This window comes from Planomonospora sp. ID67723, from assembly GCF_015711605.1.
GTDB lineage: Bacteria > Actinomycetota > Actinomycetes > Streptosporangiales > Streptosporangiaceae > Planomonospora_A.
Genome location: NZ_JABTEZ010000002.1, coordinates 566,824 through 593,034, shown reverse-complemented (window position 1 = coordinate 593,034; position 26,211 = coordinate 566,824). Strand labels below are relative to the sequence as shown.

Genomic DNA, 26,211 nt, shown 5'->3' with positions numbered 1-26,211 from the left:
ACACGGTGAGCGACGACCGGCGGCGGCGCGGACTGGAGATGATGCGCCAGGTGTACGGCTGGGAGATCGGCGACGCCCCCGGCGACTTCTTCGGCATCACCGTCGACCACCTCTTCGCCGAGGTCTGGACCCGCCCCGGCCTGTCGATGCGCGACCGGCGGCTGCTGCTGATCGGCATGCTGGCCGGTCAAGGGCTCAACGACGTCCTCGACATCCAGCTCCCGGCCGCCCTGGCCAACGCCGAGCTCTCCCCCGCCGAGCTCCGCGAGGTCGCCGTCTTCCTCACCCACTACATCGGCTGGCCCCTCGGCGCCAGGCTGAGCGTCCAGGTCGACGGCCTGATCGCCAAGCACGAGCGAGCCGAGCGGAAGAAGGCCGCGGAGCCCGGCGAGGGGTGAACCGGTCGTCGCACGGCCGCGCCGGCCGTGCCCCCGCCCGGTCCCGTGGACCGGCGGCATGCCCCCGCGGCGGGGAACAGGGTTCCGGCCGCCCGGAGTGACCGGCGAGCACGTTCGCCCCGCGTGTACGCCTTCCGCCGTCAGCCCGCCTCCACGTGATCAGGCTCACATCCCTGCCGTCCCTCAATCCTCATCTGGACCGCCGAACCGCCGATCGAGAGAGGGAAAGCCGACGCCGCACGGCGTCCTGTGAGGGATGGGGCGAATGAAACGTCTGTCCGGACTTCTCCTCGGCGGCCTGGTCCTCGCCTCCGTACCGTTCGTGGCGGTCCCCGGCACCGTGCTGGCCGCGTCCGCACCGGCGGACGTCCGGGGACTGGACGTCAGCTCCTACCAGCCGAGCGTGTCATGGACGTCGGTGTACGGCGCGGGCGGCCGGTTCGCCTACGTCAAGGCCACCGAGTCGGTCACCTACCGCAACCCCTACTTCGCCGCGCAGTCCGAGGGGGCCCGGCGGGCCGGCCTGATCAGGGGCGCCTACCACTTCGCGCTGCCGCACAAGTCCGGCGGCGCCGCCCAGGCCGACTACTTCGTCCGGTACGGCGGCGGCTGGACGGGCGACGGCCGGACACTGCCCGGCGCGCTCGACATCGAGTTCAACCCCTACCGGTCCTCCAACGGCCTGAACACGTGCTACGGGCTGTCCCCCGCGCAGATGACCGGCTGGATCCGCGACTTCAGCAACCGCTACCTCGCCCTCACCGGCAGGCGGCCCGTCATCTACACCAACACCTACTGGTGGCAGACCTGCACCGGCGGGAGCGCGGCCTTCGGCGACCACCCGCTCTGGATCGCCCGCTACTCCTCCTCCGCCGGCACCCTCCCCTCCGGCTGGACCCGTCACGCCATCTGGCAGTACGCCGACTCCGGCGTCTTCCCCGGCGACCAGAACGCCTTCAACGGCACCTACGAGCAGCTCAGGCAGCTGGCCGCCGGCCAGAGCGCCGCCGCGCCCGTCAAGAGCCCCGCCACAAGCCCCACCAAAAACACCGCCAAAAGCACCGCCAGGGCCACCACGCGCGTCTCCTTCGTCAACGCCGGGCCCGACCCGATCCGGCGCGGCCGGAAGCTGACGGTCGTCGGCACCCTGAGCCAGTACACCGCCTCCGGCACCCGGCAGGCCGCCGCCAAGCAGAAGATCGCCGTCATGTTCAGGCCCCACGGCTCGGCGACCTGGCGTACGGCGGGCACCGTCACGACCGCCGCCGACGGCACGTTCCGCACGGCGATCAAGGCGAGCAAGGACGGGACCTGGCAGGTGGTCTACAAGGGTGACTCCCGGCGCCTGGGCGCGAAGAGCAGGACCGACTACGTCGACGTCCGCTGACGCCGGGCGGGACCGGGCACCGGCATCCCGGTCAGCGGCCTCCGAACGCGGCGCGGCCGTACGGGAGGGGGCCTCTCATCCGGCCGGAGCCGTCGTGGCATGAAACTGCTGGCGACCCGCAGCATGCGGACAGCGTTCCGCCTGCTTTCCGAGCCCCGCAAGGCCCAGCATTGCAGGGGAGGGAACGGATCGGCTCACCGGGTGATCCGTCCCCGACCAAGGGCGATCCAGTCGAAAGACCGGTTAGAGAAAGCAGCGGGCATGACCATTCACGACACTCGGCAGATCAGCGGGCGGATCGGTTCCGGGATCGGGAACCCCGCCCTCCGGCATGGGGAACACCGCACCGCCGCAGACCCCGCAGGCCCGTCCGGCCCGTCGTTCCGCCAGGGCGTTCGGCGACGGCGGGCGGCCGGGGCGGAGATCCGCCGCGTCTCAGTGATCGGGTGCGGCCTGATCGGCACCTCCGTCGCGCTCGCGCTCCGGCGCACCGGTGTCCGCGTGGCCCTGTCCGACCACGACCCGCACTCGCTGCTGGAAGCCGTGCGGGCAGGGGCGGGGGTCGCGCTGTCGCCCCGCACCCCTCCCGCCGACGTGGTGGTCATCGCCACCCCGCCCTCCACCGTCGCCGGCATGCTGCGGGAGGCCCAGAGTCGCGGGCTGGGCACCGTGTACACCGACGTCGCCAGCACCAAGGCGCGGATCCTGGCCGACGCCGAACTCGCCGGGTGCGATCTCACGAGCTACGTGCCGGGGCACCCGATGGCCGGACGCGAGCTGTCGGGTCCGGGCGCCGCGCTCGCGGACCTGTTCACCGGCCGCCCATGGGCCCTGTGCCCGCACCCGGCGGCGTCACCCCGTGCGGTGCGGACCGTGACCGACCTGGTCACCGCGTGCGGGGCGGAGCCCGTGCTGCTCGCGCCGGACGCCCACGACCGGACCGCCGCCGCGGTTTCGCATGCGCCGCACGTGGTGTCGGCCGCACTCGCGGCCCGCTTCGCCGACGCCGGCCGGTCGGCGTTGTCGCTGGCGGGCAGGGGGTTGTGGGATGTGACCCGGGTGGCGGGAAGCCCTCCCGGCCTCTGGCGCGACATCCTCGCGCAGAACGCGGAGCCGGTCGCCGAGATGCTGGAGGCCGTGGCGCGCGACCTCGCCGACGTCGCCTCCGCGCTGCGAGCGCCGAGCGCGGGGTCCGGCATCGTGGCCGACCTGCTCGACAGGGGCAACAGGGGCCGTGCGCTCATCACCGGCGAGTATCCGGCGGACACGGCGGGCCGGGAGGGGGCGAGCCGGGAGAGGGCGGCCTGAGGCGGCCGCCCGGAGACGCCGACGGGCACGGCGTCCCCCTTCTCCCGGGCGTCGCCGGCAGGACGGGCCTCAGATGTAGAGCGTGTTGGGCGGCAGGCCGCACAGGATCCTGCCGTACAGCTCCGCGTTGGTGTTGGGATGCATGAGAGCGTGCAGGTTCACGCTCTGGACGTCGCGCGAGATCCGCTGGATCGGCACGTCCGTGTAGATCGACGACCCGCCGCTCGCCGTGGCGAAGATGTCCACGGACTCCTTGGCCAGCCTGCACACGGCGCCCATGTCGGCGCGCACCCTGGCGCGCTCCTCCAGCGACCACTCCTCGCCCAGTTCGCTCTTGCGGTCGACCGTGGCCGCGAGGCGCTCGGCGTGGAACTGCGCCTGGTCGATCTTCAGGGTGGCCTCCGCGACCTGGATGTGCGTCAGCGGCGCCTCTGCCTGGCTCTCATAGCTGGTGTAAGTGATCTTGCGCTCGGGCAGGCGGCGCAGGAACGCCGTCCTGGCCGCCTTGGCCAGTCCCACGACGGTGCCGACCGAGGAGGCGGACGCCACGGGGAGAAGGGGAGCCCGATAGATCGGCGTGTCGGCGTTCAGCCGTGAGGCGTACTGCCCCTGGAGCACCGCGGGCAGCGGAAGGATGCGCTCGGCGGGGACGAACACGTCCTGCGCGACCGTGCTGACGCTGCCGGTGCCCCGCAGCCCCGCCGTGTGCCAGTCGTCGACGATCTGCAGATCCGACATCGGCACCAGCGCCATGATCGGCATGGGCTCCTGGTCCGGTCCCACCTGGACCGCCACGATCTCCTGCCAGTGGCTGTGCCAGGCGCCGCTGACGAACCCCCACCTGCCGTTGACCACGACGCCGCCCTTGGCCGGGGTGGCCATGGCGGTGGGGCTCAGCGTGCCGCACACCCGCACATCCGGCGTCGAGAACACCTCGTCCTGGACCTGGTCGGGGAACAGGCACGTCATCCACGTGGGAATCCAGTAGACCGACGCCGTCCAGGCCGTGGAGCCGTCGGCCTGGCCCAGCTCCGCGGCCACGTCGACGAGGGTGCGCGTATCGCATTCGTACCCGCCGTAGCGGGCGGGCACCCTCATCTTGAAGACGCCCGCCTCGGCCAGGGCCTCGATCGACTCATCGTGGATGCGCCGGTTCTCCTCCGACCAGGCTGCGTTCTTCTGCAAGGCCGGCCCGAGTTCGGATGCTCGTCGCACCAGCTCTTCCCGCGTCGGAACCTCGGTCGTCAACACCATTTCCTCCTCGTCGTCCATCGGGCGAGACGCTGAAGCCGCACGTCCGGCCTGCCGGCCGGTGAGACACGCGAATCGGCGCCGGACTCGTTCAGACCGTGGCCGAGATCTTCGCCTCTGCCACGACCTTCTGGATCAGCGCCTCGAGGTTCGGGTCCTCCTCGAAGAGCTCGCCCACCTCGATCGAGACGCCGAGCTCCTCCTCGATCCTCGAGACGAGGCGGATCGCGGAGATCGACTCGCCCTCCAGATCGAAGAACGTGGCGTCCTTCATGTCGGCCGGCACGTCGAGCACATGCCGCCAGATCTCACCGACCTTCTCCTCGACCATGGAGAAACTAAGCTCGCCGGGGCGATTGCTGCTCATCCGCTGTCCTCCCTCTCCATCCACTTGTCATCGGCGGTGAAGAACCATGGACAGGCCCGTCCGGACCGCCGGTCACTGCTGACCATCGTCACAACCGCAGAGGCCGGGCACATCTCCGAGAGTGCGAGACAGCCGCCGTCCGGCCGACGCGACCGGGCCGGGACAGGCTCGCGGCGTCACCGGGCGGCGGCTCCGCCGGGCGCCGCACACCAAGAGATGCACGGCGGGCACCCGGCGATCACGATGCGAAGGGGAGGACCGGCGATCCGGGCCGTCGCCCGTGCCCCACCGGTTCACGCCCTTCCCTGTTCCCGTCGCTGAACGAAGGAATGAAGCATGAGCCCTACACCGACCGCCACCGACGACACGACGGCCATCGGCGGGGTGCCCCAGCGCATCATCGCCGCGTGGGCCCGCAATGACGGTGACGCCTTCGCCGAGGTCTTCACGGAGGACGCCACCATGATCCTTCCGGGCGACATCTTCGTCACGGGTCGTGAGAACATCCGCACGTTCATGGGGATGGCCTATGCGGGTCCCTACAAGGGGACCCGCGTGACCGGCGCGCCCGTCTCGGTGAAGCTCCTCGGCCCGGACGCCGCCGTGCTGGTCACCCGGGGCGGCGTCTTGACCGGTGACGAGACCGAGGTCGCACCCGAGCGGGCCGTCCGCGCCACCTGGGTGCTGGCCAAGCAGGACGGGCAGTGGCTGATCACCGCATACCAGAACACTCCCGCCGCCGCCTGACCCGCGGACCGGTCAACCGGATCCGGCGGTCAACGGCGACGGCCGGATCCGGCGGGCCCCGTCCCGCCCGTACCGCCGAGGACCGGGCCGCAGCCGGCCGGGCGGGACGGGACCAGCGCTTTCCCCGCCGGGGCACCCGGCGGGGAAAGCGCTGGTCTGCTGTCGCGGCGCGGGGCGGTCACCGGCCCGGCGTCCGCCGGGCGGTCACCCCTGCGCCCGGACGAAGTCCTTGAAGGAGTCGACGACGTAGTCGATCATCTCGTCGGTCAGTCCCGGATAGACGCCGACGTGGAACGTCTGGGTGGTGATGATGTCGGTGTTGGCGAGTTCTCCCACGATCCGGTAGTTCTGGTCCGCGTAGGCGGGGTGCCGGACCAGGTTGCCGGCGAACAGCCGGCGCGTGCCGATCTTCCGGTCCTCCAGGAAGGACACCAGCTCCCCGGCGCCGAACGGCGCCTCCGGGTCGACCGTGACGACGAAGCCGTACCAGCTCGGATCGCTGCGCGGGGTCGCCTCGGGGAGCAGCAGGTGGGGCACGCCCTCCAGTCCCTCGCGCAACCGCCGCCAGTTGCGCCGGCGGGTGGCGCAGAAGTCGTCGAGCTTGTCGAGCTGGCTCAGGCCGAGCGCGGCCTGCAGCTCGGTGATCTTCAGGTTGTAGCCGACGTGCGAGTAGATGTACTTGTGGTCGTAGCCGTGGGGCAGCGTGCCCATCTGGTAGTCGAAGCGCTTGAGGCAGGTGTTGCTCTCGCCCGGCTCGCACCAGCAGTCCCTGCCCCAGTCGCGCAGCGACTCGACGATCCGCGCGAGCAACAGGTTCGAGGTGAGGACGCAGCCGCCCTCCCCCATCGTCATGTGGTGCGCCGGGTAGAAGCTCACGGTGGTGAGATCGCCGAAGGTGCCCACCGGCTCACCGTCGTAGGTGGCTCCGACGGCATCGCAGCTGTCCTCGATCAGGAACAGTTCGTGCTCCGCCGCGAGCTGGGCCATCTCGGCCACCGGGAAGGGGTTGCCGACCGTGTGCGCGATCATGATCGCCCGGGTCCGGGGCCCGATCGCCTGCGCCACCATGTCCACGGTCGGGTTGTAGGTGCCCAGCTCGACGTCCACGAAGACCGGGACCAGGCCGTTCTGCAGGATCGGGTTCACCGTGGTCGGGAAGGCCGCCGCGACGGTGATCACCTCATCGCCCGGCCGCAGCCGCGCGTCCTGCAGCCGGTGCGAGGTCAGCGCGGAGAGCGCCAGCAGATTGGCCGAGGAGCCCGAGTTGGCCAGGAACGCCTTGCGCCGCTTCATTTTGCGCGCGAAGAGGGACTCGAACCTCCGTGCCCTGGATCCGCCCGCGACCCGCAGTTCGAGTGCCGCCTCGACCAGCGCCACACGGTCCTCCACGTCGTGCACCGCACCGGTCGGCCAGATCTCCGTGACACCGGGCACGAACTCCCCGCTGGTCTCAACGTCCTGGTGATACTTGCGGACCTCGTCCAGGATCAGCGCCTTGTGCTCATTCATCTCCGGCCCCTTACTCATCGGGTCGACACCGCCGAGGTTCTTCCGGGCGCACGAGCGATCACGGCGCCGGCGCCGGCGGACGCGCCGTCCGCCCACCTGGCCCCGCCCGTGTAGCCGGATCCCCGGTCGGCATCCTCGCCATGAAAGATCAACTCTGCTGGCCGTACCACCACAGCATCGTCCCCGGCCGCGGCTCGTGCATCTCCTGCATTGCGACGGAAATGAGCCGGCGGCCGGCAGCCGCTTTCCGGCAAGTCAAAAGATGCGATACGGCGGGCACTGGGGATGTGCTTGTAAAAGGAAAAGGCCCGGGGCGGTCAATGGCCGTACGAAGAATCGGTGGATCGAGTCCGCATTCCTCTCGTTGGGAGAGCCATGAATTTTCTATCTGACAGTCGAGACCCGAAAGTGGCGATCATCGGCCTCGGTTACGTCGGCTCCTGCTTCGCGGCGGCGCTGGCCGGTCGCGGCTGGGACGTCATCGGGGTGGACACCGACGTCCAGCTCGTCGACGAGCTGACCGCAGGGCATTGCCGGTACCAGGAGGACGGGCTGGCCGACCTGCTGCTGGGCGGAATGGCGGCCGGCCGGCTCCGGGTGACCACCGACTACTCCGCCGTCCGCGCCGCCGACGTCGTGCTGATCGCGGTGGGCACTCCGGTCCGCGCCGACGGCTCCCTGGTGGACCACCAGCTCAGGGAGGCGTGCCTGGAGGTGAGCCACCATCTGCGCGAGGGACACCTGCTGATCCTCAAGAGCACCGTGCCGCCGGGCACGACCCGGGAGTTCGTGTTGCCCCTGCTGCAGCAGAGCGGGCTCGTCTGCGGCGAGCACTTCGGGCTCGCCTTCACACCCGAGCGGTTCGCCGAGGGAACGGCCCTGCGTGAGCTGCGCTCCCTGCCGATCGTGGTCGGAGGCATGGACGCCGACAGCACCCGGGACGCGGCCGACTTCTGGCACCGCGCGCTCGGGGTCGAGACGATCGCCCTGGACTCGCCCGAATCCGCGGAGATCGTCAAGCTGGCCGACAACTGGTGGATCGACCTCAACATCGCGCTCGCCAACGAGCTCGCCAAGTTCTGCGCCCTGTTCGACGTGGACGTCCTGGATGTGATCTCGGCGGCCAACACCGTCCCCAAGGGCAAAGGGAAGGTCAACATCCTGCTGCCCAGCGTGGGCGTGGGTGGCTCGTGCCTGGTCAAGGACCCGTGGATGGTCTGGCACTCCGCCCGGCAGCGCGGCCTGGAGATCTTCACCGCGCCGACGGGCCGCGAGGTCAATCTGGAGATGCCGGAGTACACGGCACAACTGATCATCGACGGGCTGCTGAGGCTCGGCAAGGATCCCGCCACGTCCACGATCGCCATGCTGGGCGCGGCGTTCAAGAACAACACGGGCGACCTGCGGGCGACGCCGGTGGAGGCCGTCGTCACGACCCTGACGAAGGCCGGCGCCACGGTCCGCGTCTACGATCCGCTGGTGGACTCCCTCCAGGCCGAGGCCGTCGTGGGCGTCCGGCCCTCCCCGGACCTGCTGGAGGCCGTCCGGGATGCCGACTGCCTCGCCGTCATGGCGTTGCACGAGGAGTTCAAGGAGATCGACTTCGCGGAGCTGCCCGTGGCCGGCTCGTGCCTCGTCCTGGACGGACGGGCCTACTACAGCAAGGACAAGATCGCCGAGCTGCGCCGGCTGGGCTACGACTACCTCGGAGTCGGGCGCTGAAGGGCGCCGGAGGGCTGACCCGCTGACCCGCCGGCCCGGCGAGGGAGAAGGGCCGCCGCCGATCCGATCGGCGGCGGCCTTTCCGGTGTCCGTCACCGTGAGCCCGCGAGCTGCGGCCGGGCGGCGCGCACGCCGGCCAGCTCGGCCTCCAGCGCGTCCATCGCGGCGTCGAGCTGCTCGTCCGACAGGTAGGGTGCGGGACCGAGCCGCAGCATGTGGCCGCGGCTGTCGGCGAGCACGCCCCGCGCGGCCAGCCCGTCACGAAGCCGCGCCGCGTGCGGCGATCGCAGTGCGAGGAATCCGGCGATGCCCGACGGCGGCGTGCCGGTGTCCCTGCTGATCAGGCCGCCGGTGTCCATGGCGTCGAAGCGCGCGCGCAGCCTGTCGAGCTGGCGCTCGGAGACGCGGCGCAGCAGATCGGGCGTCAGGCCGTGCTCGGCGAAGAAGTCGAACACGCGGGCCGCCCGGTAGTGGCTGGTCGGGTCGTAGGTGGCCCCGGAGAAGGCCTGCGCGCCCGGCGGGTAGGCCACCGTGCCGGGCCCCGCGTCGGCGGCCAGCTCGGCGAACTCGGCGAACCAGCCGGTGATCACCGGGCGGAGCCGCGTGGCCTGCGGCGGGACCCGCAGGAAGCAGTTCCCCTCGCCGAGCTGGAGGTACTTGTACCCGCCGCCGACGATCCAGGCGGAGGGGATCGCCGCGGCGGAGAAGGGCACGACGCCGAGCGCGTGGTAGGCGTCGACGAGCAACTGCGCGCCTCTGCGCTCACACGCGTCCGCGAGCGTGCCGAGATCCGGCACGATCTTGGCGGTCTCGTACATCACGGCGGAGACCAGCACGGCGGCGGTCCTGTCGTCGACCTCCGCCGCCAGCCGCGCGGACAGGGTGTCGACGGGCTCCGCCGGCACGCGCACCAGCTCCAGGCCCTCCTCCTCCAGCCGGGCGAGCTGGCGGCGCAGCGTGTGGAACTCGCCGTCGGAGGTCACCAGCCTGGGCCGGTCGCCGAGCGGCAGCGAGGACAGAAAGCGGATCACCAGTTCGTGGGTGTTGGAGCCGAGGGCCAGCTCGGCGGCGGGGTCGCCGAGCACGCGCCGGAAGCCGGCCCGCACGTCCTCGGCCTTGTCCAGGGCGCGCGCCCACTTGTCGTCCACGTCGAGCGCGGCGTCCTGGAACGCCTCCAGCTGGCCGTCGAGCGCGACGTCCGGCCAGGCCTGGTGCGAGTGGCCGGTGAGCAGCAGGCGTTCCGAGACGCGGAACATCGTGTAGTGCGGAGCGAGGGACGCGGCCAGGTCGGCGGTCATGCGCCACGCACCTCCCACAGCACCGGGAAGGCCGGGACACAGGTGTCGCGCAGGTGGGCGGCGCCGGAGGTCCCGCCGGTGCCGCGCCGCGCCCCGATCATGCGCTGCACCATGACGCTGTGCCGGTAGCGCCATTCCTGCAGCAGCTGGTCCAGGTCGAGGAGGCCCTCCGCGACCTGTCCGGCGACCAGGTCGTCGCGGTTGACCTGCACGAGCACCTCGCGCAGCGGCGCGGTGGCCTCGAACGGCAGGGCGGGATTCCTGCGCAGCACCTCGGCGGGGACCGGGTAGCCCTGCGACGACAGGTAGACGAGGAAGGAGTCGAGCAGGGACGGCCGCTCCATGGCCGCCTCGATGCGCAGCCGTTCGGCGCTGCCTTCCTGGTAGGCCTCCAGCGCGAGGCGGTCACGCGCTCCCAGCACCGCCTCCAGCTCGCGGAACTGCGCGGACTGCGCGCCGCTCGCGGAGCCCAGGCAGCGGCGGAAGCCTGCGAACTGGGCAGGCGTCAGCGTGTCCATGACGTCCATCTGGTCGACGGCCACCCGGAGCACGGACAGGCAACGCCGCAGCGTGTGCAGCGCCGGGCCGCTGTCACCGGCCTCCAGGCGCTGCTGCAGGCCGGCCAGCTCGTGCAGCAGCAGCTTGAACCACAGTTCATAGACCTGGTGCACGACGATGAACATCATCTCGTCGTGCGCGCGCGAGTGCGGGCGCTGCGCGTCGAGCAGCCGGTCGATCTCCAGGTAGGAGGAGTAGGTCACGTGTGTTCCCGGGGCGAGCGCGGCGCCGTTCATGCCACCGCCTCCAGGGCTCGCCTGTCCACCTTGCCGGAAGCCGTCTGCGGCAGCGCGTCCACGAACATCACATCCCTGGGATACTTGTGCGGCGCCAATCGCGCGCGCACGTAGTCCTTCACCTCCTGCGCCGTCAAGGGCGCCGCCGCCACCACGTACGCGCGCGGCAGGACCAGCCCGTCCGCCCGGTAGGCCACCACCGCGCAGTCGGCCACCGCCCGGTGGCCGAGCAGGCAGTTCTCGATCTCGGTGGGCGCCACCCACACTCCCCCCACCTTCAGCAGGTCGTCAACGCGGCCGTGATAGTGGAAGAAACCGTCGGCGTCCCTGCTCACCAGGTCGCCCGAGCGCACGGTGTTCGGGGCCACGAAGGTGGCGGCCGACTTGACCGGGTCCTGCCAGTACTCCAGCGCCGCGGTCTCGCCGGTGATCTCCAGGCGGCCCACCTCGCCGTCCGGCACCGGCCCGCCGCGCTCGTCCACGACGCGCAGGCGGTAGCCGGGCACCGCGGTGCCGAGGCTGCCGGCCCGGCTGCGGCCCGGGCGGTTGGACAGGAAGATGTGGTACGCCTCGGAGGAGCCCAGCCCGTCGGCCACCTCGACGCCGAAGGTGTCCAGCCACCTGCGGTGCAGCTCGGCGGGCAGCGCCTCGCCGGCCGAGACGCACACGCGCAGGCTGCTGAGGTCCTGGCGGGCGGCGTCGGGGTGGGCGAGCATGGCGCTCATCATGGTGGGCACGTTGACCAGGATCGTGGGCCGGTGCTCGGCGATCAGCTCGAAGATGCGCTCCGGCGTGCTCCGCTCGGGGAAGACGATCCCCGCCGCGCCCACGCCGAACGGGAACAGCGCCGTCAGGTCACGCGCGTAGCCGAAGAACAGCTTCGGCACCGGCAGCACCACGTCGTCCCGGCTGAGGCCGAGCACGCCCCTGGCGTACGCCTCGAAGCTCGCGTGCGGGCTCCTGGCGGGCAGCACGCAGGCGCGCGGCGCGCCCGAGCGGCCCGTGGTGAACTTCCACAGCGCCACGTCGCCGGCCTCGACGGGGACCGGGTCCAGCGCGTCGCTCTGGGCGCCGACCGTCGAGCCGAAGTGCCGCTCGCCGGGCAGGAGCCGGTGCTCCGGCACGCCGGCCACCAGGAGGTCGCGCGCCCCCGCCGCGCGCAGCCCGTCGAGCGCGGCGGTGTCCGTGACGACCACGCGGGGCTGGGCGTAGTCGAGGAAGTAGCGGTAGTCCTTGGCCTGGAGATAGGTGTAGACCTCGGCGGTGACCGCGCCGATGAGCTGCGCGCCGTACCACGTGGCGACGAACTCGGGACCGTCGCTGAGGCAGATCAGGACGCGGTCGCCGCGGCGAACCCCCAGGGCGCGCAGCGCGTTGCCGGTCCTGGCGGCCAGCGATCGCAGGTCCGCGTAGCTGAGCCGGCCCGATGGGGTGATGAGCGCGGTCCTGTCACCGTCGTTCCTTTCGAGGAACCGCTCCGCGATGTTCAGGGAATTCATGGGTGCCTCCTTCTTCTCTCACGGTGCCTGGCGGTCCGTGGCGAAGCGAGGCGTGGAGCGGGCAGCAAGATGGGGCCCGATGACAGGTTTGTGCCAATTTCTTGCCAAATGCGGCGTGGGAGGGTCTACGCGCGGACGACGTCCCCGTCGATGGCGGCGCGCACGGCGGGCCAGGCGCGCGACAGCGGATCGATGAGCTTGAAGTGGCCGACATCAGGCAGCTCGACGAGCCTGGCGGCGGGATTGCGTGCGGCGTAGTCGCGGCTCATCTCGACGGGCACGACGCGGTCCTTGGCGCCGTGCACGAGGACGAGCCTGCCCTCGTTCCGCCAGGGCAGGCTCATGGTGTCGACGAGGGGCAGCAGGCCGGTGCGACCGCCGAGCAGCGCGGCGCCCGCTCCCCCGCCGAGGCCGTCGGCCACCGTCCGGCCCACGTCCGACAGGGCGGCCAGGGCCACGACGCCGCTGATCCGCCCGCCCGCGCAGCCGTGCCAGAGCGCGAGGTGCCCACCCGCCGAATGGCCGGTCAGGACGACGGGGCCGCGGACGGGCACCTCGGCAAGGATCGTGGCGACGGCGGCGGCGACGTCGTCGAACGTGCCGGGATAGCCGCCGCCCTCGTGCCCGATGCGGCGGTACTCGACCGAGCACACCGTGTAGCCGTCGGCCGCGAGCGCGTCGGCCATGGGCCGCGTGTGCAGGCGGTCGTACTCGGCACGCCAGAACCCCCCGTGCACGAGGATGACGACCCCGCGCCCCCCACCCGCGAGGACGTCGACGACCTGTTCGGGGTGGGGTCCGTAGCGGATCACCCGGTCGGGTGTTCTGACGCGGCGTGACAACAGCTCGGCGTACGGCATGGACGGTACGGGAAGCGGGTGCTTAGAAGAGCTCGAAGGCGTACGGCGACGTGTGCCACCGGAACGCCGTCGAGGCCGCCGGGAGCGTCCCGTGCCGCACCTCCTTGACCAGGCCCGCGTCGACCAGCGCCGACAGCGAGGTGCCGCCCATGTAGACCGCGCCCAGCGCGCGGACGTCCAGCCACAGGTCGGGCGGCTCCGAGGTGGGCGTGCAGGTGGCGCCCTCCGGCGAGCCGGTCAGCCGCCAGGTGCCCGAGTTCTCCGGCAGGAACTCGTCGGTGACCTGGATCACCACGTCGACCGGCGCCGCGTACCGCCGGGCGGCCAGCGCCTTGGGGACGTCCACGACGCGGATCCACAGCGCGTCGCACAGGTGCGCGTCGAGCTGGCGCGGCTCGCCGACCCAGTAGTACAGGGGCTCGTCGACGCCGACCGCCCAGGTCGAGGCCGACCGCGTGAGGTCGACGGACAGCAGGAACCGCCACAGCGCCCGGTACGCCTCGGGCGTGGTCGAGACCTGCTCCACCACGACGACATCGCCGAGGGGACCGTTGGCGTTCCAGTTGCTCCTGACCCGCCACAACGCGTAGCCGTCGATGCCGTCGTCGCCCTCGTGGACCGCGACGCGCAGCGCGGAGGCGCCCTGGCGCATCGCCATCGTGTCGGCCAGCCGGTAGTCCCAGTGCGCGGCGGTGCGCTCCGACCAGCCGGGGCGCTCGGCGTAGACCTGGTCGTAGACCTTGACCAGCGCGTCGCGCAGGTCGGCGACCGTGCCCTCGACGATCCTGCCCGGCTCCTCGCCCTTGGGAACGGTGACCTCGCGGGCGTTGACGTTGAGGCCGACCCTGCGCACCGACAGGCCGTAACCGAAGCGGTGGTAGATGCGGCCCTCGCTGGCCCAGCAGAGCGTGATGGGTTCGCCGAGCGCCCGCGCGTCCTCGAAGTGCTTGCGCATCAGGCGCGTCAGGATGCCCTGGCGTCGCATGGTGGCCGACACCGCGCCCCGGCAGCCGTGCGCGGCGGGCACCACAGCGCCCGGGACGGCGATCTGGCGGGTGTTCGCGCCGAGGGTGCCGACGACACGGCCGCCGGCGCGCACGACCAGCGAACGGCCGGGCTCGAAGAGCGGGCGCTCCGCTTCCAGGCTCTGCGGGTCGCCGTCGATGTTGATGCCCGAGGAGAACATCGCGTAGATGGACTCCCAATCCTCGGGAGTGGGCACCTCAATCGTCACGTCGTCGTTCTGGGCGGGCACAGTCATGACCAAAGCCTCCGGATTCTCGATGCCTTTCGTATGGTCGCGTGGCCGCACCCGGTGATTCACCTCCTGAATTGCGAAACACGCACCACCCGGAAAGCACTTTCGGAGAAGACCGGTGACGGCTTCTGGGGCATCTTGGGAAGACTTATGCCCGGCAGCCGATTCGGGCAGCGTTCAATCGACTCAAGAGCGGAGAAATCTCCATGGATGTGAAGTCGGCGGACGGCACCACCATTGCCTACGACCGGACAGGTTCTGGTCCGGCGGTAGTGCTCGTCCAGGGCGGGTTCAGCGACAGGACGCACCCGATCTGGGCGGGGCTCGCGGCCGAGCTCTCGGGGGAGTTCACGGTCTACAACTACGACCGGCGCGGCCGCGGCGGCAGCGCCGACAACGAGTCGTACGAGGTGGAGCGCGAGATCGAGGACCTGGCTGCGGTGATCGAGGCGGCCGGCGGCTCGGCGGCGGTGTTCGGGGGGTCGTCGGGCGGGGCGCTGGCGCTGCGGGCGGCCGCGGCGGGGCTGCCGGTCACCAAACTGGCGGTGTACGAGCCGCCGTTCATCGTCGACGACAGCCGGGCGCCGATCCCGGACGACTTCCGCGAGCAACTGGCCACGCTGGTGGCCGAGGGCAAGCGGGGCGAGGTCGTCGAGCGGTTCATGGTCGAGGCGGCCGAGGTGCCCGCCGAGATGGTCGGCCAGATGCGCGAGTCCCCCTACTGGGACGGGATGACGTCGGTGGCCCACACGCTGGTGTACGAGGCGGCGGTGTGCGGCCCGGGGAACCGGCTCCCGGTCGATGAACTGGAGAAGATCAAGGTGCCGACGCTGGCCCTGGCCGGCGGCAACAGCGGCGCCTGGATGCAGTCGGCGGGCCAGGCGGTGGCGCAGGCGGTGCCCAGCGCGCAGTTCACCGTGCTGGAGGGCCACGGCCACGACATCGCCCCCGAGGCGCTGGCGCCGCCCCTGGCCGCCTTCTTCCGCGGCTGATCCGGGCTGATGTGCAGGTCCTCCCCCCGCCCGGCGGCGGGGGGAGGACCTGCGCTGTGTGACCGGCGGCCTCGCGCACCACGGCCGAGTCCTCCACCGGCCCGCCGCCGAGCGGCCTGACGTTCACCGGCTCCAGCGCGCCGCCGTCCCCCGGCGACGCGCTGTCCTTCCTGGTCAGCCTGCGGAACAGACGGGGTGACCACCAGGTGCGGCGCGACGTGCCCGGTGAGACGAGCGTGCGGCGGCCGCGTCGGCACGCCAGACCGTCTGCCCGGCAGGATCGCCGGCGCGCACCGCCTGGTCGCCTATGGCGGGATGCCGGTGGGTGCGCTGCCGGGCGGCGTCCTGGACCCGTCGGCGGAGCTGCGCGCCTCCTTCACCGCCCCAGGCGGGAACCGCCTCACCCCCGGGCGGCCGGGCCGCCCGGGGGTGGCGGGTTCAGAACTCCAGCGGCGCGTTGAGGTCGGCGGTCAGCCGCTTGAGCAGGTCGCCGAACTCCTCGATCATCCTGTCGGCCGTCTGCTCGCCGTACAGGTTGGTGTTGAAAGCGAACGACCCCACGATCTCGCCGACGGAGTCGATCTCCAGGTGCCACATGGCGCCGTCCGGCACGTCACCGCCGTCCCACTGCGACACCCGCCTGCGGCGGATCACCGAGTACTGCAGCGCGCCCGCGCTCCCCTGCTCGCCGCCGAGCGGCGACCTGAAGACCTGGAAGGCGACCACGGCGCAGTCGTCCCGGGTCACGGGTGTCATCAGCTCCGGCGCCACGCCGAGGATCTGCCCGAACGGCAGGTCGTTGGCGTAGGCCTCGACGCAGGTCAGCCGGGTGCGGGTGATGACGTCCCGGAAGGTGCGGCAACCCTCCAGGTTCACCCGGAACGGCAGGTAGTTGAAGAACGACCCGACGGTCTCGTGGAAGCGGGCGGGCCCGCGGCCCGAGGAGAAGCTCGGCACGACGACGTCGGTGGTGCCCTCGCGCCGGCTCAGGTAGACCGCGTAGGCGGCGAGCAGCACCATGAACGGCGAGCTGCGTGTCTCCTTCACGATGTCCCTGACGGCCCCGGTCAGCGTGCCGGGCAGGCTGAAGCGCCGCCAGGCCGTGGTCTTGGTCAGGCCGGCGGAGCGCAGGTGGTCGGTCCCGGTGCCCAGGACCTGAGCGCCCGCCAGCTTGTCACGCCAGTACGCCAGCGCCCGCTCGTTGTCGTCCCCGCCGGCGCCCGTACGCTCCCAGTCCACGTAGTCGCGGTACTGCGGCACCGGCGGGAGCGGCGGCGGCCGGTGGCCCGTGCGCACGGCGTACCCGTGCGCCACGTCCCGCATGATCAGCCGGATCGACCACTCGTCGACGGCGGTGTGGTGGGCGACCAGGCCCAGCACCGCGTCCTCGTCGTCGAAGCGGCCGAGCACCGCGCGGATCAGCGGCAGCTCCTTGATCGGGAACGGCTCCGCCTCGGCGTCGTTGAGCAGCTCCTCCGCGCGCCTGTCCCGGTCGTCGCCGGGCAGGTCCCGCACGGTGAGCCGGACCCGGCACGGCGGATGGACGACCTGGTGGCCGTCGCCGTCGCGGACGATCTCGGTGCGCAGCGCCTCGTGCCGCACCACGACCTCGTCCAGCGTCTCCTGCAGCACCGCCGGGTCGACGGGCCCGGTCAGCCGGTAGCCGCAGATGATGATGTAACGGGGGCCGAAGGGGCCGGTCTCGTCGCCCTGGTCCCAGGCGCGCAGGAACCCCTGGTTCCAGGAGAGCGGAAGCAACCCGGTGACGCTCACGGCTTCGCGCTCCTCGCCAGGGTCCGGTTCTGGGCCGGCTGGTGCTTGGACTGTGCGGGCGTGCCGACCCAGGGCAGTGCGTTCCACAGGATGCGGGCCAGCATCGGCGGCTTCATGAGCTCCTCGGGCCCGTCGATGAGGCCCGCACCGCGCATGTAGGCCCCCGCCACGACGGGGTCCTTGGTGGCCGCCTGCTGCACGAGGCCGAGGAACGCCCCGGCCGCCCGGACGGCGGGGCCGCGCTCGCCCTCCACGCCGGGGAAGCCCATGTCGACCGTGTGCGTCATCTCCCACGGCTGGTTGATGGCGTTCTTCGCCAGGTCGTCGAAGTACTGCAGGGGGTCGGGCAGCGCACCGGTGTGCAGGTGCTGGCGGATGACCAGGGCGGACAGCGCGGCCACGGTCATGCCCTGCGCGTAGACGGGGTTGAAGCAGCACACCGCGTCGCCCGTGACCAGCAGGCCGTCGGGGAAGCGCGTCATCTTCTCGTAGCGGCGCCGCAGCGTCGTCGGGAACCGGAAGGCGACGGGCTCGTCCAGCGGCTCGGCGTTCTGCACGGCGTCATAGATGTCGGGCACGGACAGCGTCTTCAGCCACGCGTACAGGCCCTCCTGGTCGGTGGGCGGGTGGTCGCCGAGGATGCCGTACGTGGTCAGCTCGACGCGGTCGCCGTCGGTCTTGGTGAAGATGGCGCCTCGCGGGAGGTCCTTGTTGGCGACCGGGTTGATCGACAGGTCGCCGTGGTACGGGTCCTCCTTCAGGCGGTAGTGCTGCGTGACGTACCCGAGGCCGATCTTCGTGCGCTCCTCCTCGACCCGGGGGTAGCCCTGGGCCTCGAGCCAGATCGGCGTGCGGGAGCCGCGCCCGGTGGCGTCGACCACCAGGTCGGCGGAGAGCACCTGCGGCTCACCCTCGCCGTCGAGCGGCTGCACCTTGGCGCCGGTGACCCGGCTGCCGTCGGGAGCGAACTCCAGGCCGAGGATGTCGTGGCGTTCGGCGAAGACCACGCCGGGCAGCACTCTGGTCCGCTCCCTGATGTGGTGCTCCAGCTTGGGGCGGCTGGCCGCCACGCACACCAGGCCAGCGTGCCGGCGCTGGAGCGGCTTGCCGTTGAAATACCAGCGCACGTCGCCGGCCAGGTCGCCGGTCGGCACGCCGTCGGCGAACAGTCCCTCGGTGATCCCCGGGTACAGCTCCTCCATGACCTGCTGGCCGCGGGCCAGCAGGCCGTTGATGTGCCGGCTCTGCGGGCATCCGCGCCGCGGGCCTTGCACACCGATCAGCTCGTCGCGGTCGACGATGACCACCTCGTCGTAGGCGTCGGAAAGCACTCTGGCGGCGAATAGCCCCGCGAGACTGCCGCCGAGCACCACCGCACGGGTCTTGGACACATCACCCATCGGATCGCCTCCTGCGCTTTACGATTCACCACAGGGTCACACCGAAGGCGACACGGATCATCTTCTGAAATGCGGGCCCGGGGACAGCGCAATTTCTCAGAAATTCCGCGGGGGGCGCCGTGTGATTCTGGCCCCATGAACGAGTTTTCCGACAAAGCGGTTCTCATCACCGGCGGCGGCAGCGGCATGGGGCTGGCCACCGCGCAGCGGCTCCTTTCCGAGGGCGCGCGGGTCGTGCTCGCGGGACGCAGCTCCGAGCGCCTGGACAAGGCGGTGCGCGAGCTCGACGCGGGTGAGCGGGTGCTCGCCGTGCCCACCGACGTGTCGCGCCCCGGTGAGGTCGGCGCACTGGTCTCGCGGATCGAGCAGGACTTCGGCACGCTCGACGGCGTGTTCGCCAACGCGGGCGTGGCCGGCTTCTCCCGCAGCGGCGACGTCACCGAGGAGGCCTTCGACGACATCGTCGCCACCAATCTCAAGGGCGTCTACTTCACCATCCAGCAGGCCGTGCGGCTGATGGGCGGCGGCGGGTCCGTCGTGGTCAACGGATCCTGGCTGGCCCATCGCGGGCTGGCCTTCACCTCGGTGTACGCCGCCAGCAAGGCCGCGGTGATCAACCTGGTGCGCACGCTGGCCGCCGACCTGGCGCCCGGCGGCATCCGCGTCAACGCGATCAGCCCCGGCTACATCGTCACCGAGATGTTCGAGGCGATCTCCAACACGCCGGAGGCGCAGGAGGCGTGCCGTGCGCAGGTGGCGCTCGGGAGGCTCGGCACCCCCGAGGACGTGGCCGACGTGGCGGCGTTCCTGCTGTCGCCCCGCTCGTCCTACATCACCGGGCAGGAGCTGAGGGTGGACGGCGGGCTGACCACCTCCGTGCCCCTGTAAGCCGTACCCCTGCAAGCCGTGCCCTCGTGAGCCGTGCCCTCGTGAGCCGTGCCGCGGGCCGGCGAGCTGCTCATCTGTAAGTCCGCACGTGGCGAGATGCGACGGGCAGATGGCCGTACGAAAGATGGAGCAGGGCATTCCGAGAGAAAGGAGCCCGACGTGTCCTCCACACCCCCTGCCGTGCGCGGAGATCTGCCCGCGCTGACGGGAATGCGCATCATCGCCGCATTATTGGTCTTCCTGAGTCATGTCATTTTCCCCTTCACGATGGGGAACCACGATCCGGCGACTCCGTTCGCGGACGACGGCATCACCCAGACGCTGGTATGGCTGTTCTACCCCGGCGGCTCCATCGGAGTGTCGTTCTTCTTCATCCTGAGCGGTTTCGTGATCACGTGGTCGGCCAAGCCGGGTGACCGGATCCGCGCCTACTACCGGCGCCGCGTCGTGAAGATCATGCCCAATCACGTGGTGACGTGGGCGCTCGCCATGCTGCTGTTCGCCGGGTCGTACACGGCGCTGTGGGGCCTGCCGAACCTGCTGCTGCTCAACCCCTTCACCACCGACAACGGCATCTGGGGCGGCGCCAACATGCCGGCCTGGTCGCTGAGCGCGGAGATGCTGTTCTACCTGCTGTTCCCCGCGCTGATCATCCCGATCAGGAAGATCGCCGACAACCGCCTGTGGCTGTGGGCGGGCGTGGCCGTGGCCGGCATGGCCGCCGTGTGCCTGGTCACGCTGACCCTGGTGCCCGACGCGCCGAAGTACCCGGGCGAGGTGCTGTCGCTGACGCAGTTCTGGTTCGTCTACCTGTTCCCGCCCGTGCGGCTCTTCGAGTTCGTCCTCGGCATGATCCTGGCCAGGATCGTCATCGCGGGCAGGTGGCCGCGCATCGGGATGCTCCCCGTGACGGCGCTGCTGGTGGCCGCCTACGCGGCCACGCTGTACATCCCCTGGCCCTACAGCGTCTCCCTGGTGACGGCCGTCCCCTTCGCGCTGGCCATCGGCACCTTCGCCAAGGCCAACCTCGACGGCCGGAAGACGTTCTTCGGCACCCGGCCCATGGTCTGGCTGGGACAGATCTCCTTCGGCTTCTACCTGACCCAGTCCATCGTCCTGTACTGGCTGCGCGAGGCGGTGCTGGGCCAGGCCGAGTACGGCCCCGTGGGCGGCACCCTGCTCATAATCGCGCTCGCCGGCGCCACCGTCGTGACGGGCTGGCTGCTCTACACGCTGGTGGAACGGCCGGCCATGAAGTACTGGAGCAAGCCCCGCAAGCCCTCCGTCACGCAGGAGACCGTCGAGCAGCCGCCCGTGGGCGCGCTGTCCAATTGAAGGAAGGACCTCGATGGACGTGAACACACCGGCCAAGGCCGGGACGCGGGAGTGGCTGGCGCTGGCCATCCTGGCCCTGCCCACGCTGCTGCTCTCGATCGACATGAGCGTGCTCTACCTGGCCCTGCCGCACCTCAGCTCGGAGCTCGGCGCCACGCTCACGCAGCAGCTGTGGATCACCGACATCTACGGCTTCGTCATCGCCGGGCTCCTGGTCACCATGGGCCGGCTCGGAGACCTCATCGGGCGGCGCAGGCTGCTGCTCGTGGGCGCCACCGCCTTCACGGTCGCGTCGGTGCTGGCCGCCTACTCCTCCACCGCGGAGCTGCTCATCGTCTCGCGTGCGCTGCTGGGGATCGCCGGCGCCACGATCATGCCGTCGACGATGTCGCTGATCGTCACCATCTTCAAGGATCCGCAGCAGATGGGCACCGCGATCTCGGTGTGGATGGCCTGCTTCATGGGCGGCATCGCGCTCGGCCCCGTGGTCGGCGGGCTGATGCTGGAGAACTTCTGGTGGGGCTCGGTGTTCCTGCTGGCCGTACCGGTCATGGCGCTGCTGCTCGCGACGGGGCCCGTGCTCCTGCCCGAGCACCGCGACCCCGACGGCGGACGGCTCGACCTGCCCAGCGTCGCGCTGTCGCTCGCGGCCATCCTGCCGTTCATCTACGGGCTCAAGGAGCTGGCCAAGCACGGCTGGCAGCCGTGGTACGTCGTGGCCGTCCTGGCGGGGCTCGCCTTCGGCCTGGCGTTCGTCCAGCGGCAGCGCAAGCTGGAGTCGCCGCTGCTCGACATGCGGCTGTTCAAGCGGCCGATCTTCCGGGCCGCCGTGGCGATCATGGTGCTCGGCGGCGTCGTCAACGGCAGCTTCTTCCTGGTCAGCATGTTCCTGCAGACCGTGGTCGGCCTGTCGCCGCTGGCGACGGGGCTGTGGGTGGTGCCCTCCACCGCGGCGACGATCGCGAGCGTGCTCCTGGCGCCCGTGGTGGCGCGGAAGCTGCGCCCCGGGTACGTCATCGCGGGCGGCCTGGTCGTCATCGCGATCGGCTACTTCGTGCTGAGCACGCTCGACGTCTCCTCGGGGGTCGGCCTGGTGCTCACCGGCCTGGTCATCGGCTCCGTCGGCGCGGGGCCGATGGGCGCGCTCGGCAACGCGCTGATCTTCAGCTCGGTGCCCCCGGAGCAGGCGGGATCCGCTTCCGCGGTCTCGGAGACCGGCGGCGAGCTCGGCATCGCGCTCGGCGTCGCCACGCTGGGCAGTGTCGGCACCGCCGTCTACAGCGCCCAGATCTCCGGGGCTCTGCCCTCCTCCCTGCCGCCCGCGGTCGCGGACACGGCCGGCGAGGGGATCGCGGGCGCGATCAACGCGGCGGGGCAGGTGTCCGCGCCCGTGGCCGCCGAACTGCTCACCGCCGCCCGTGAGGCGTTCACCACGTCGGTGACCGCCGCCACGGGCGTCAGCGCGGTGCTCGCCCTGTGCCTGGCCGTTTTCGCACTGATCACCCTCCGGAAGGTGCCGCCGACCGGACAGCAGGAGCAAACCGCGGAAGAGTCCGCGGAAGAGCCGGAGTCGGCCAACGCCTGACCCCGTCAGAACTGATGAGATCAATGGGAGACCACAGTGGAAATGCGCTGCCCCGTTCTCGACCCCACCGGCCGTGACATCCATGCGGAAACCGACATCCTGCGCGCTGGGGGCCACGCCGTCCAGGTGGAGCTCCCCGGTGGAGTGCTCGCCTGGTCCGTCAACACCTACGAGGCGGTCAGGCAGCTGCTGGCCGAGCCCAACGTCACCAAGAGCGCGCGCAATCACTGGCCCGCGTTCATCAACGGGGAGATCCCGCCCGACTGGGAGATGATCAGCTGGATCGCCATGGACAACATGGTGACCGCGTACGGCAAGGACCATGTCCGGCTGCGCCGGCTGGTCGGCAAGGCGTTCACGCCGCGCCGAACCGAGGCGATCAAGCCGCGCATCGTCGCGCTCACCGGCCAGCTGCTCGACGCGCTCGCGGCCACGGAGCCCGGCGAGGTGGTCGACCTGCGCGAGCGCTTCGCCTACCCGCTGCCCGCCATGCTGGTCGCGGACCTGATCGGCATGTCGGAGGAGGCCCGCGCGGCGACCGCCAAGGTCATCGACATGATGGTCGACACCACCGTCACCCCGCAGCAGGCCCAGGGCATCCTGGCCGGGTGGCGCGGCGCCATGGCCGAGCTCATCGCCGAGAAGCGCAGGAACCCGGGTGAGGACATCACCACCGACCTGGTGACGGCGCGCGACACGGACGGCTCGCGGCTGTCCGAGGTCGAGCTCACCGACACGATCTTCGCGATCCTCGGTGCCGGCTCGGAGACCACGATCAACTTCTTCGACAACGCGATCACCGCGCTGCTCTCGCACCCCGAGCAGCTCGAACTGGTCAGGTCGGGCCGGTCCACCTGGGACGACGTGATCGACGAGACCCTGCGGGTGGAGTCGCCGCTGGCGCACCTGCCGCTGCGGTACGCGGTCACCGACATCCACCTCGACGGCGTCACGATCCCGCAGGGCGACCCGATCCTGGTCAACTACGCGGCCGTGGGCCGTGACCCGGCGCTGCACGGGGCCGACGCGGGCCGCTTCGACATCACCCGCGAGGACAAGGAGCACCTGTCGTTCGGGTACGGCCCGCACTACTGCCTCGGCGCCTCGATCGCCAGGGCGGTCGCCACGATCGGACTGTCGTCGCTGTTCGCCAGGTTCCCCGAGCTCAACCTGGCGGTGGACCGGCAGGATCTGCAGCCGCTGCCGACCTTCATCATGAACGGGCACCGGGCGCTCCCGGTACGCCTGACCGCCCCCGTTCCCGCGGCGGTGCGGTAAAGCACGGAAAAGAGCCTCCGCACCGCCGGTGCGGAGGCTCTTTCGCGCGCTCAGCTCGCGACGGCGACGGTGACGGCGACGCCGGAGTCGGGCTGGGCGAGCCACCACGGGTTCGCCCTGGCCCAGTCGATGGTGCGCGCGACGCCCTCGGCCAGCGAGGTCGTCGCCGTCCACCCCAGCAGCCGGCGCGCCTTGGAACTGTCGGGGACGCGGCGCGGCACGTCCTCGTAGGCGGGGCCGAGCGCGGCGCGCGCGTCCACCTCCACGGTCGCCGCCCCGGTCAGCGCCGCCACGGTGGTGATCGCCTCCCGCACGGTGGTCTCGGTCATGCTGCCCAGGTTGAACACCTCTCCCGCGCCGCCCCTGTCGCCGGCCAGCATCGCGCCCGCCACCGCGTCCTCCACGAACGTGAAGCACCGGGTCTGCCCGCCGCCGTCGTACAGGGCGAGCGGGTGGCCGTTGAGCGCCCGGTGGATGGTGCGGCTGAGCACGAAGGCGGGCCGCTGGCGAGGGCCGTAGGCGTTGAAGAACCGCACGATCGTGGCGTCCAGCCCGTGCTGTGCGCAGAACGCCAGCGTCAGGTGCTCGGACATGGCCTTGGCGGAGGAGTAGGTCCAGCGGCCCGCGGCGGTGGAGCCGAGCACCCGGTCGGCGTCCTCCGCCCACGGCACCGCGGGGTTCTTGCCGAACACCTCGCTGGTGCTGGCCACCACCACGCGGGCGCCGGCCGCGTGGGCGCGTTCCAGCACGTTCCTGGTGCCCTGGAAGTTGACGTCGATCACGTCGAGGGGGCGCGTCAGATAGCGGTCCACCCCCACCTCGGCCGCCAGGTGGTACACCACGTCCACCCCGGCGCCGATCGCCTCGGCCAGCCGTGCCTCGTCGCGGATGTCCCCGGTGATCGTGCGCACCCGGGGGTCGGGTTCCCGGTCGAAGACCGTCACCTCGTCGCCGCGGGCGAGCAGCTTGTCCACCAGGTGCCCGCCGATGAAACCCGAGCCGCCGGTCACGACCACGCGTGCGCCGGCCATGTCAGCCGGTCCCCGTGGCGCTTGTGCAATTGTGAATGAGCATAAGGCGTCCCCTTGAAAATGGCGTGACTTAAAGAAAAGAACACCGTGTAAGGGCACCCTCCCGCACCTCCTGACTTGCCGGATGACTCGCAATGCAGGAGATGCGCGGCGCATTTCCGTGCCGGATGCTGGAGCCCTAGGCGCATTGTGTCGTCCACTTATCCAGGAGTTCCGCAAGGGAGCGCTAGATGCGAATCATGCTCACTGTGTGGCCACAGGTGTGCCACCTCTACCCCGCCGTGCCGTACGCGCAGGCCCTGCAACTGGCCGGGCACGAGGTCTGCGTGGCCTGCCCGCCCGGTGCGGCCGACGACATCGTGGCGGCGGGCCTGACCGCCGTCACGTGCGGCGAGCCCGACACCGGCGGGTGGGTCCGCGACGACCTGCCGCCCGACCCCGAGGAGATGGAGCGGCTCGCCGCGGCCCTGGGGGTGACCGAGGACCAGCGCGACACCTGGGACGTGTTCTTCCAGTACTACCTCATGGGCGTCAGGTTCCACCTGCCGCCGGTGCCGAGCGAGCAGAACAAGGCCCTGGTCGAGTTCGCCCGCGCGTGGCAGCCCGACCTGGTGCTGTGGGACCCGTGGTTCCCCGCCGGCGCCGTCGCGGCCAAGGCGTGCGGCGCCGCGCACGCCCGGGTGCTGATGGGTCCCGACTACAGCGGCTGGGCCGTGGAGCTGTACGCCGGCCATGCCACGCCACCCGTCAACCCGCTGGCCAGAGCGGTGCGCCCGCTCGCCGAGCACTACGGCGTCGAGGTGGACAGGGAACTGCTCGTCGGCCAGTGGACCATCGACCCGCTGCCGCGCGAGATGCGCCTGTCGCAGGACCTGGCCTCGGTGCCCGTCCGCTGGAGCCCCTACAACGGCGGCGGCGTCAAGCCCTCCTGGCTGTACGGCAAGCCGGACCGACCGCGCGTGGCACTGTCGCTCGGCCTGTCCACCAGGGCCTACCACAAGGGAGAGTGGCGCACGCCGAAGATCTTCGAGGCGGTCGCCGACCTGGACGTGGAGGTGATCGCCACGCTCAACGCCGACCAGCTCGAAGGCATCTCCTCGATCCCCGACAACGTCCGCACCGTCGACTACGTCCCGCTGCTCCAGCTCCTGCCGACCTGCTCGGCCAGCATCAACCACGGCTCCAGCGGCACGTTCTGGGCCTCGGTCGCCGCCGGGCTGCCGCAGCTCATCGGCGACACGGACGAACCGCAGCGCGTCATCGTGACCGACGGCGAGAACAGCAAGATGGCCGAACGGCACATCCTGTCCAAGACCGCGCTCGCCTACATCGAGTCGCGGGGCGCCGGCCTGCGCGTCGACCACCAGAAGCAGTCCGTGCAGGAGATCAGGGACTCGATCGTCGCGGTGCTGGAGAACCCCTCCTACCGCGACGCCGCCGCCGCCCTGCATCAGGAGTGGCTGGACCGGCCCGGCCCGTCCGAGATCGTGCCCGCCCTGGAGAAGCTCACCGCGGTGCACCGCTGAGCCTC

22 protein-coding genes are annotated in these 26,211 nt (G+C 71.2%); 11 read left to right on the top strand and 11 right to left on the bottom strand.

All coding sequences use genetic code 11. The annotated features are described in order from the left end of the window. Positions 1-5 precede the first annotated feature (5 nt). The 3 genes from HS041_RS15280 (at position 6) to HS041_RS15270 (ending at position 3,093) form a co-directional block, all read left to right on the top strand. Positions 6-398: a carboxymuconolactone decarboxylase family protein gene (locus HS041_RS15280; RefSeq protein ID WP_307845302.1), complete on the top strand. Its 393-nt coding sequence runs from the start codon at positions 6-8 to the stop codon at positions 396-398. Between the two features lie 265 nt (positions 399-663). After that, positions 664-1,785, top strand: a complete 1,122-nt coding sequence (locus tag HS041_RS15275; RefSeq protein ID WP_230879082.1) for a lysozyme — start codon at positions 664-666, stop codon at positions 1,783-1,785. Positions 1,786-2,046: 261 nt separating this feature from the next. Then, positions 2,047-3,093: a prephenate dehydrogenase gene (locus tag HS041_RS15270; protein ID WP_196441346.1), complete on the top strand. Its 1,047-nt coding sequence runs from the start codon at positions 2,047-2,049 to the stop codon at positions 3,091-3,093. Positions 3,094-3,162: 69 nt separating this feature from the next. Here HS041_RS15270 and HS041_RS15265 read toward each other — a convergent pair whose 3' ends face one another. Continuing rightward, positions 3,163-4,347: an acyl-CoA dehydrogenase family protein gene (locus HS041_RS15265; RefSeq protein WP_196441345.1), complete on the bottom strand. Its 1,185-nt coding sequence runs from the start codon at positions 4,345-4,347 to the stop codon at positions 3,163-3,165. 88 nt (positions 4,348-4,435) lie between these two features. Next, on the bottom strand, positions 4,436-4,675 hold the full coding sequence (locus tag HS041_RS15260) for a phosphopantetheine-binding protein (protein ID WP_196441344.1): 240 nt from the start codon (positions 4,673-4,675) through the stop codon (positions 4,436-4,438). 372 nt (positions 4,676-5,047) lie between these two features. Here HS041_RS15260 and HS041_RS15255 point away from each other — a divergent pair, with 372 nt between their 5' ends. Further along, on the top strand, positions 5,048-5,458 hold the full coding sequence (locus HS041_RS15255; protein ID WP_196441343.1) for an SgcJ/EcaC family oxidoreductase: 411 nt from the start codon (positions 5,048-5,050) through the stop codon (positions 5,456-5,458). A gap of 204 nt (positions 5,459-5,662) precedes the next feature. Here HS041_RS15255 and rfbH read toward each other — a convergent pair whose 3' ends face one another. Further along, positions 5,663-6,967, bottom strand: a complete 1,305-nt coding sequence (gene rfbH, locus HS041_RS15250) for a lipopolysaccharide biosynthesis protein RfbH (protein WP_230879081.1) — start codon at positions 6,965-6,967, stop codon at positions 5,663-5,665. Positions 6,968-7,375: 408 nt separating this feature from the next. Here rfbH and HS041_RS15245 point away from each other — a divergent pair, with 408 nt between their 5' ends. Next, a complete protein-coding gene (locus HS041_RS15245) occupies positions 7,376-8,689 on the top strand; it encodes a nucleotide sugar dehydrogenase (protein WP_307845301.1) in 1,314 nt (437 codons plus the stop codon). Positions 8,690-8,781: 92 nt separating this feature from the next. On the opposite strand, the gene HS041_RS15240 is transcribed toward HS041_RS15245, so the two are convergent. The 5 genes from HS041_RS15240 to HS041_RS15220 all read right to left on the bottom strand — a co-directional run bounded on the left by HS041_RS15240 (position 8,782) and on the right by HS041_RS15220 (position 14,401). Next, a complete protein-coding gene (locus tag HS041_RS15240; RefSeq protein ID WP_196441340.1) occupies positions 8,782-9,987 on the bottom strand; it encodes an aminotransferase class V-fold PLP-dependent enzyme in 1,206 nt (401 codons plus the stop codon). Next, positions 9,984-10,781 carry a tryptophan 2,3-dioxygenase gene (locus HS041_RS15235; protein WP_196441339.1) on the bottom strand — a complete coding sequence of 266 codons (798 nt, stop codon included), beginning with the start codon at positions 10,779-10,781 and terminating at the stop codon, positions 9,984-9,986. The genes HS041_RS15240 and HS041_RS15235 overlap by 4 nt, the downstream gene beginning before the upstream one ends. Then, positions 10,778-12,280 carry a benzoate-CoA ligase family protein gene (locus HS041_RS15230; protein WP_196441338.1) on the bottom strand — a complete coding sequence of 501 codons (1,503 nt, stop codon included), beginning with the start codon at positions 12,278-12,280 and terminating at the stop codon, positions 10,778-10,780. Before HS041_RS15230 ends, HS041_RS15235 begins: the two co-directional genes overlap by 4 nt. A gap of 125 nt (positions 12,281-12,405) precedes the next feature. Then, complete coding sequence (locus tag HS041_RS15225) at positions 12,406-13,140, bottom strand: alpha/beta hydrolase family protein (RefSeq protein WP_196441337.1); 735 nt, start codon at positions 13,138-13,140, stop codon at positions 12,406-12,408. Positions 13,141-13,162: 22 nt separating this feature from the next. Beyond that, complete coding sequence (locus HS041_RS15220; protein ID WP_196441336.1) at positions 13,163-14,401, bottom strand: GNAT family N-acetyltransferase; 1,239 nt, start codon at positions 14,399-14,401, stop codon at positions 13,163-13,165. Positions 14,402-14,604: 203 nt separating this feature from the next. Here HS041_RS15220 and HS041_RS15215 point away from each other — a divergent pair, with 203 nt between their 5' ends. Continuing rightward, positions 14,605-15,390 (top strand): alpha/beta fold hydrolase, encoded by a 786-nt coding sequence (locus HS041_RS15215; RefSeq protein ID WP_196441335.1) that lies wholly within the window; start codon positions 14,605-14,607, stop codon positions 15,388-15,390. 438 nt (positions 15,391-15,828) lie between these two features. Here HS041_RS15215 and HS041_RS15210 read toward each other — a convergent pair whose 3' ends face one another. Together HS041_RS15210 and HS041_RS15205 are read right to left on the bottom strand one after the other, a co-directional pair. Continuing rightward, positions 15,829-17,163 carry a condensation domain-containing protein gene (locus HS041_RS15210; RefSeq protein WP_196441334.1) on the bottom strand — a complete coding sequence of 445 codons (1,335 nt, stop codon included), beginning with the start codon at positions 17,161-17,163 and terminating at the stop codon, positions 15,829-15,831. Continuing rightward, positions 17,160-18,563, bottom strand: a complete 1,404-nt coding sequence (locus HS041_RS15205) for an FAD-dependent oxidoreductase (RefSeq protein WP_196441333.1) — start codon at positions 18,561-18,563, stop codon at positions 17,160-17,162. The genes HS041_RS15210 and HS041_RS15205 overlap by 4 nt, the downstream gene beginning before the upstream one ends. 135 nt (positions 18,564-18,698) lie before the next feature. Here HS041_RS15205 and HS041_RS15200 point away from each other — a divergent pair, with 135 nt between their 5' ends. The 4 genes from HS041_RS15200 to HS041_RS15185 all read left to right on the top strand — a co-directional run bounded on the left by HS041_RS15200 (position 18,699) and on the right by HS041_RS15185 (position 23,649). Continuing rightward, a complete protein-coding gene (locus tag HS041_RS15200) occupies positions 18,699-19,451 on the top strand; it encodes an SDR family NAD(P)-dependent oxidoreductase (RefSeq protein WP_196441332.1) in 753 nt (250 codons plus the stop codon). 96 nt (positions 19,452-19,547) lie between these two features. Continuing rightward, positions 19,548-20,786, top strand: coding sequence for an acyltransferase family protein (locus HS041_RS15195; protein ID WP_255529972.1), 1,239 nt, complete (start codon positions 19,548-19,550; stop codon positions 20,784-20,786). A 13-nt stretch (positions 20,787-20,799) separates the two neighbouring features. Next, positions 20,800-22,371 carry an MFS transporter gene (locus HS041_RS15190; RefSeq protein ID WP_196441330.1) on the top strand — a complete coding sequence of 524 codons (1,572 nt, stop codon included), beginning with the start codon at positions 20,800-20,802 and terminating at the stop codon, positions 22,369-22,371. Between the two features lie 42 nt (positions 22,372-22,413). Further along, positions 22,414-23,649: a cytochrome P450 family protein gene (locus tag HS041_RS15185; RefSeq protein ID WP_230879268.1), complete on the top strand. Its 1,236-nt coding sequence runs from the start codon at positions 22,414-22,416 to the stop codon at positions 23,647-23,649. A gap of 50 nt (positions 23,650-23,699) precedes the next feature. Here the strand turns inward: HS041_RS15185 and HS041_RS15180 are convergent, their stop codons facing one another. Next, complete coding sequence (locus HS041_RS15180; protein WP_196441328.1) at positions 23,700-24,680, bottom strand: dTDP-glucose 4,6-dehydratase; 981 nt, start codon at positions 24,678-24,680, stop codon at positions 23,700-23,702. Positions 24,681-24,910: 230 nt separating this feature from the next. Between HS041_RS15180 and HS041_RS15175 the strand changes: the two genes are divergently transcribed. Continuing rightward, positions 24,911-26,206 (top strand): nucleotide disphospho-sugar-binding domain-containing protein, encoded by a 1,296-nt coding sequence (locus tag HS041_RS15175; protein WP_196441327.1) that lies wholly within the window; start codon positions 24,911-24,913, stop codon positions 26,204-26,206. The last annotated feature ends 5 nt before the right edge of the window (positions 26,207-26,211 follow it).

Coding starts and splice junctions, on each gene's coding strand:
- HS041_RS15275 (WP_230879082.1), top strand. CDS start 664: ATGAAACGTCTGTCCGGACTTCTCCTCGGCGGCCTGGTCCTCGCCTCC.
- HS041_RS15270 (WP_196441346.1), top strand. CDS start 2,047: ATGACCATTCACGACACTCGGCAGATCAGCGGGCGGATCGGTTCCGGG.
- HS041_RS15265 (WP_196441345.1), bottom strand. CDS start 4,347: ATGGTGTTGACGACCGAGGTTCCGACGCGGGAAGAGCTGGTGCGACGA.
- HS041_RS15260 (WP_196441344.1), bottom strand. CDS start 4,675: ATGGTCGAGGAGAAGGTCGGTGAGATCTGGCGGCATGTGCTCGACGTG.
- HS041_RS15255 (WP_196441343.1), top strand. CDS start 5,048: ATGAGCCCTACACCGACCGCCACCGACGACACGACGGCCATCGGCGGG.
- rfbH (WP_230879081.1), bottom strand. CDS start 6,967: ATGAATGAGCACAAGGCGCTGATCCTGGACGAGGTCCGCAAGTATCAC.
- HS041_RS15240 (WP_196441340.1), bottom strand. CDS start 9,987: ATGACCGCCGACCTGGCCGCGTCCCTCGCTCCGCACTACACGATGTTC.
- HS041_RS15235 (WP_196441339.1), bottom strand. CDS start 10,781: ATGAACGGCGCCGCGCTCGCCCCGGGAACACACGTGACCTACTCCTCC.
- HS041_RS15230 (WP_196441338.1), bottom strand. CDS start 12,280: ATGAATTCCCTGAACATCGCGGAGCGGTTCCTCGAAAGGAACGACGGT.
- HS041_RS15225 (WP_196441337.1), bottom strand. CDS start 13,140: ATGCCGTACGCCGAGCTGTTGTCACGCCGCGTCAGAACACCCGACCGG.
- HS041_RS15220 (WP_196441336.1), bottom strand. CDS start 14,401: ATGACTGTGCCCGCCCAGAACGACGACGTGACGATTGAGGTGCCCACT.
- HS041_RS15215 (WP_196441335.1), top strand. CDS start 14,605: ATGGATGTGAAGTCGGCGGACGGCACCACCATTGCCTACGACCGGACA.
- HS041_RS15205 (WP_196441333.1), bottom strand. CDS start 18,563: ATGGGTGATGTGTCCAAGACCCGTGCGGTGGTGCTCGGCGGCAGTCTC.
- HS041_RS15200 (WP_196441332.1), top strand. CDS start 18,699: ATGAACGAGTTTTCCGACAAAGCGGTTCTCATCACCGGCGGCGGCAGC.
- HS041_RS15195 (WP_255529972.1), top strand. CDS start 19,548: ATGCGACGGGCAGATGGCCGTACGAAAGATGGAGCAGGGCATTCCGAG.
- HS041_RS15190 (WP_196441330.1), top strand. CDS start 20,800: ATGGACGTGAACACACCGGCCAAGGCCGGGACGCGGGAGTGGCTGGCG.
- HS041_RS15185 (WP_230879268.1), top strand. CDS start 22,414: ATGCGCTGCCCCGTTCTCGACCCCACCGGCCGTGACATCCATGCGGAA.
- HS041_RS15180 (WP_196441328.1), bottom strand. CDS start 24,680: ATGGCCGGCGCACGCGTGGTCGTGACCGGCGGCTCGGGTTTCATCGGC.
- HS041_RS15175 (WP_196441327.1), top strand. CDS start 24,911: ATGCGAATCATGCTCACTGTGTGGCCACAGGTGTGCCACCTCTACCCC.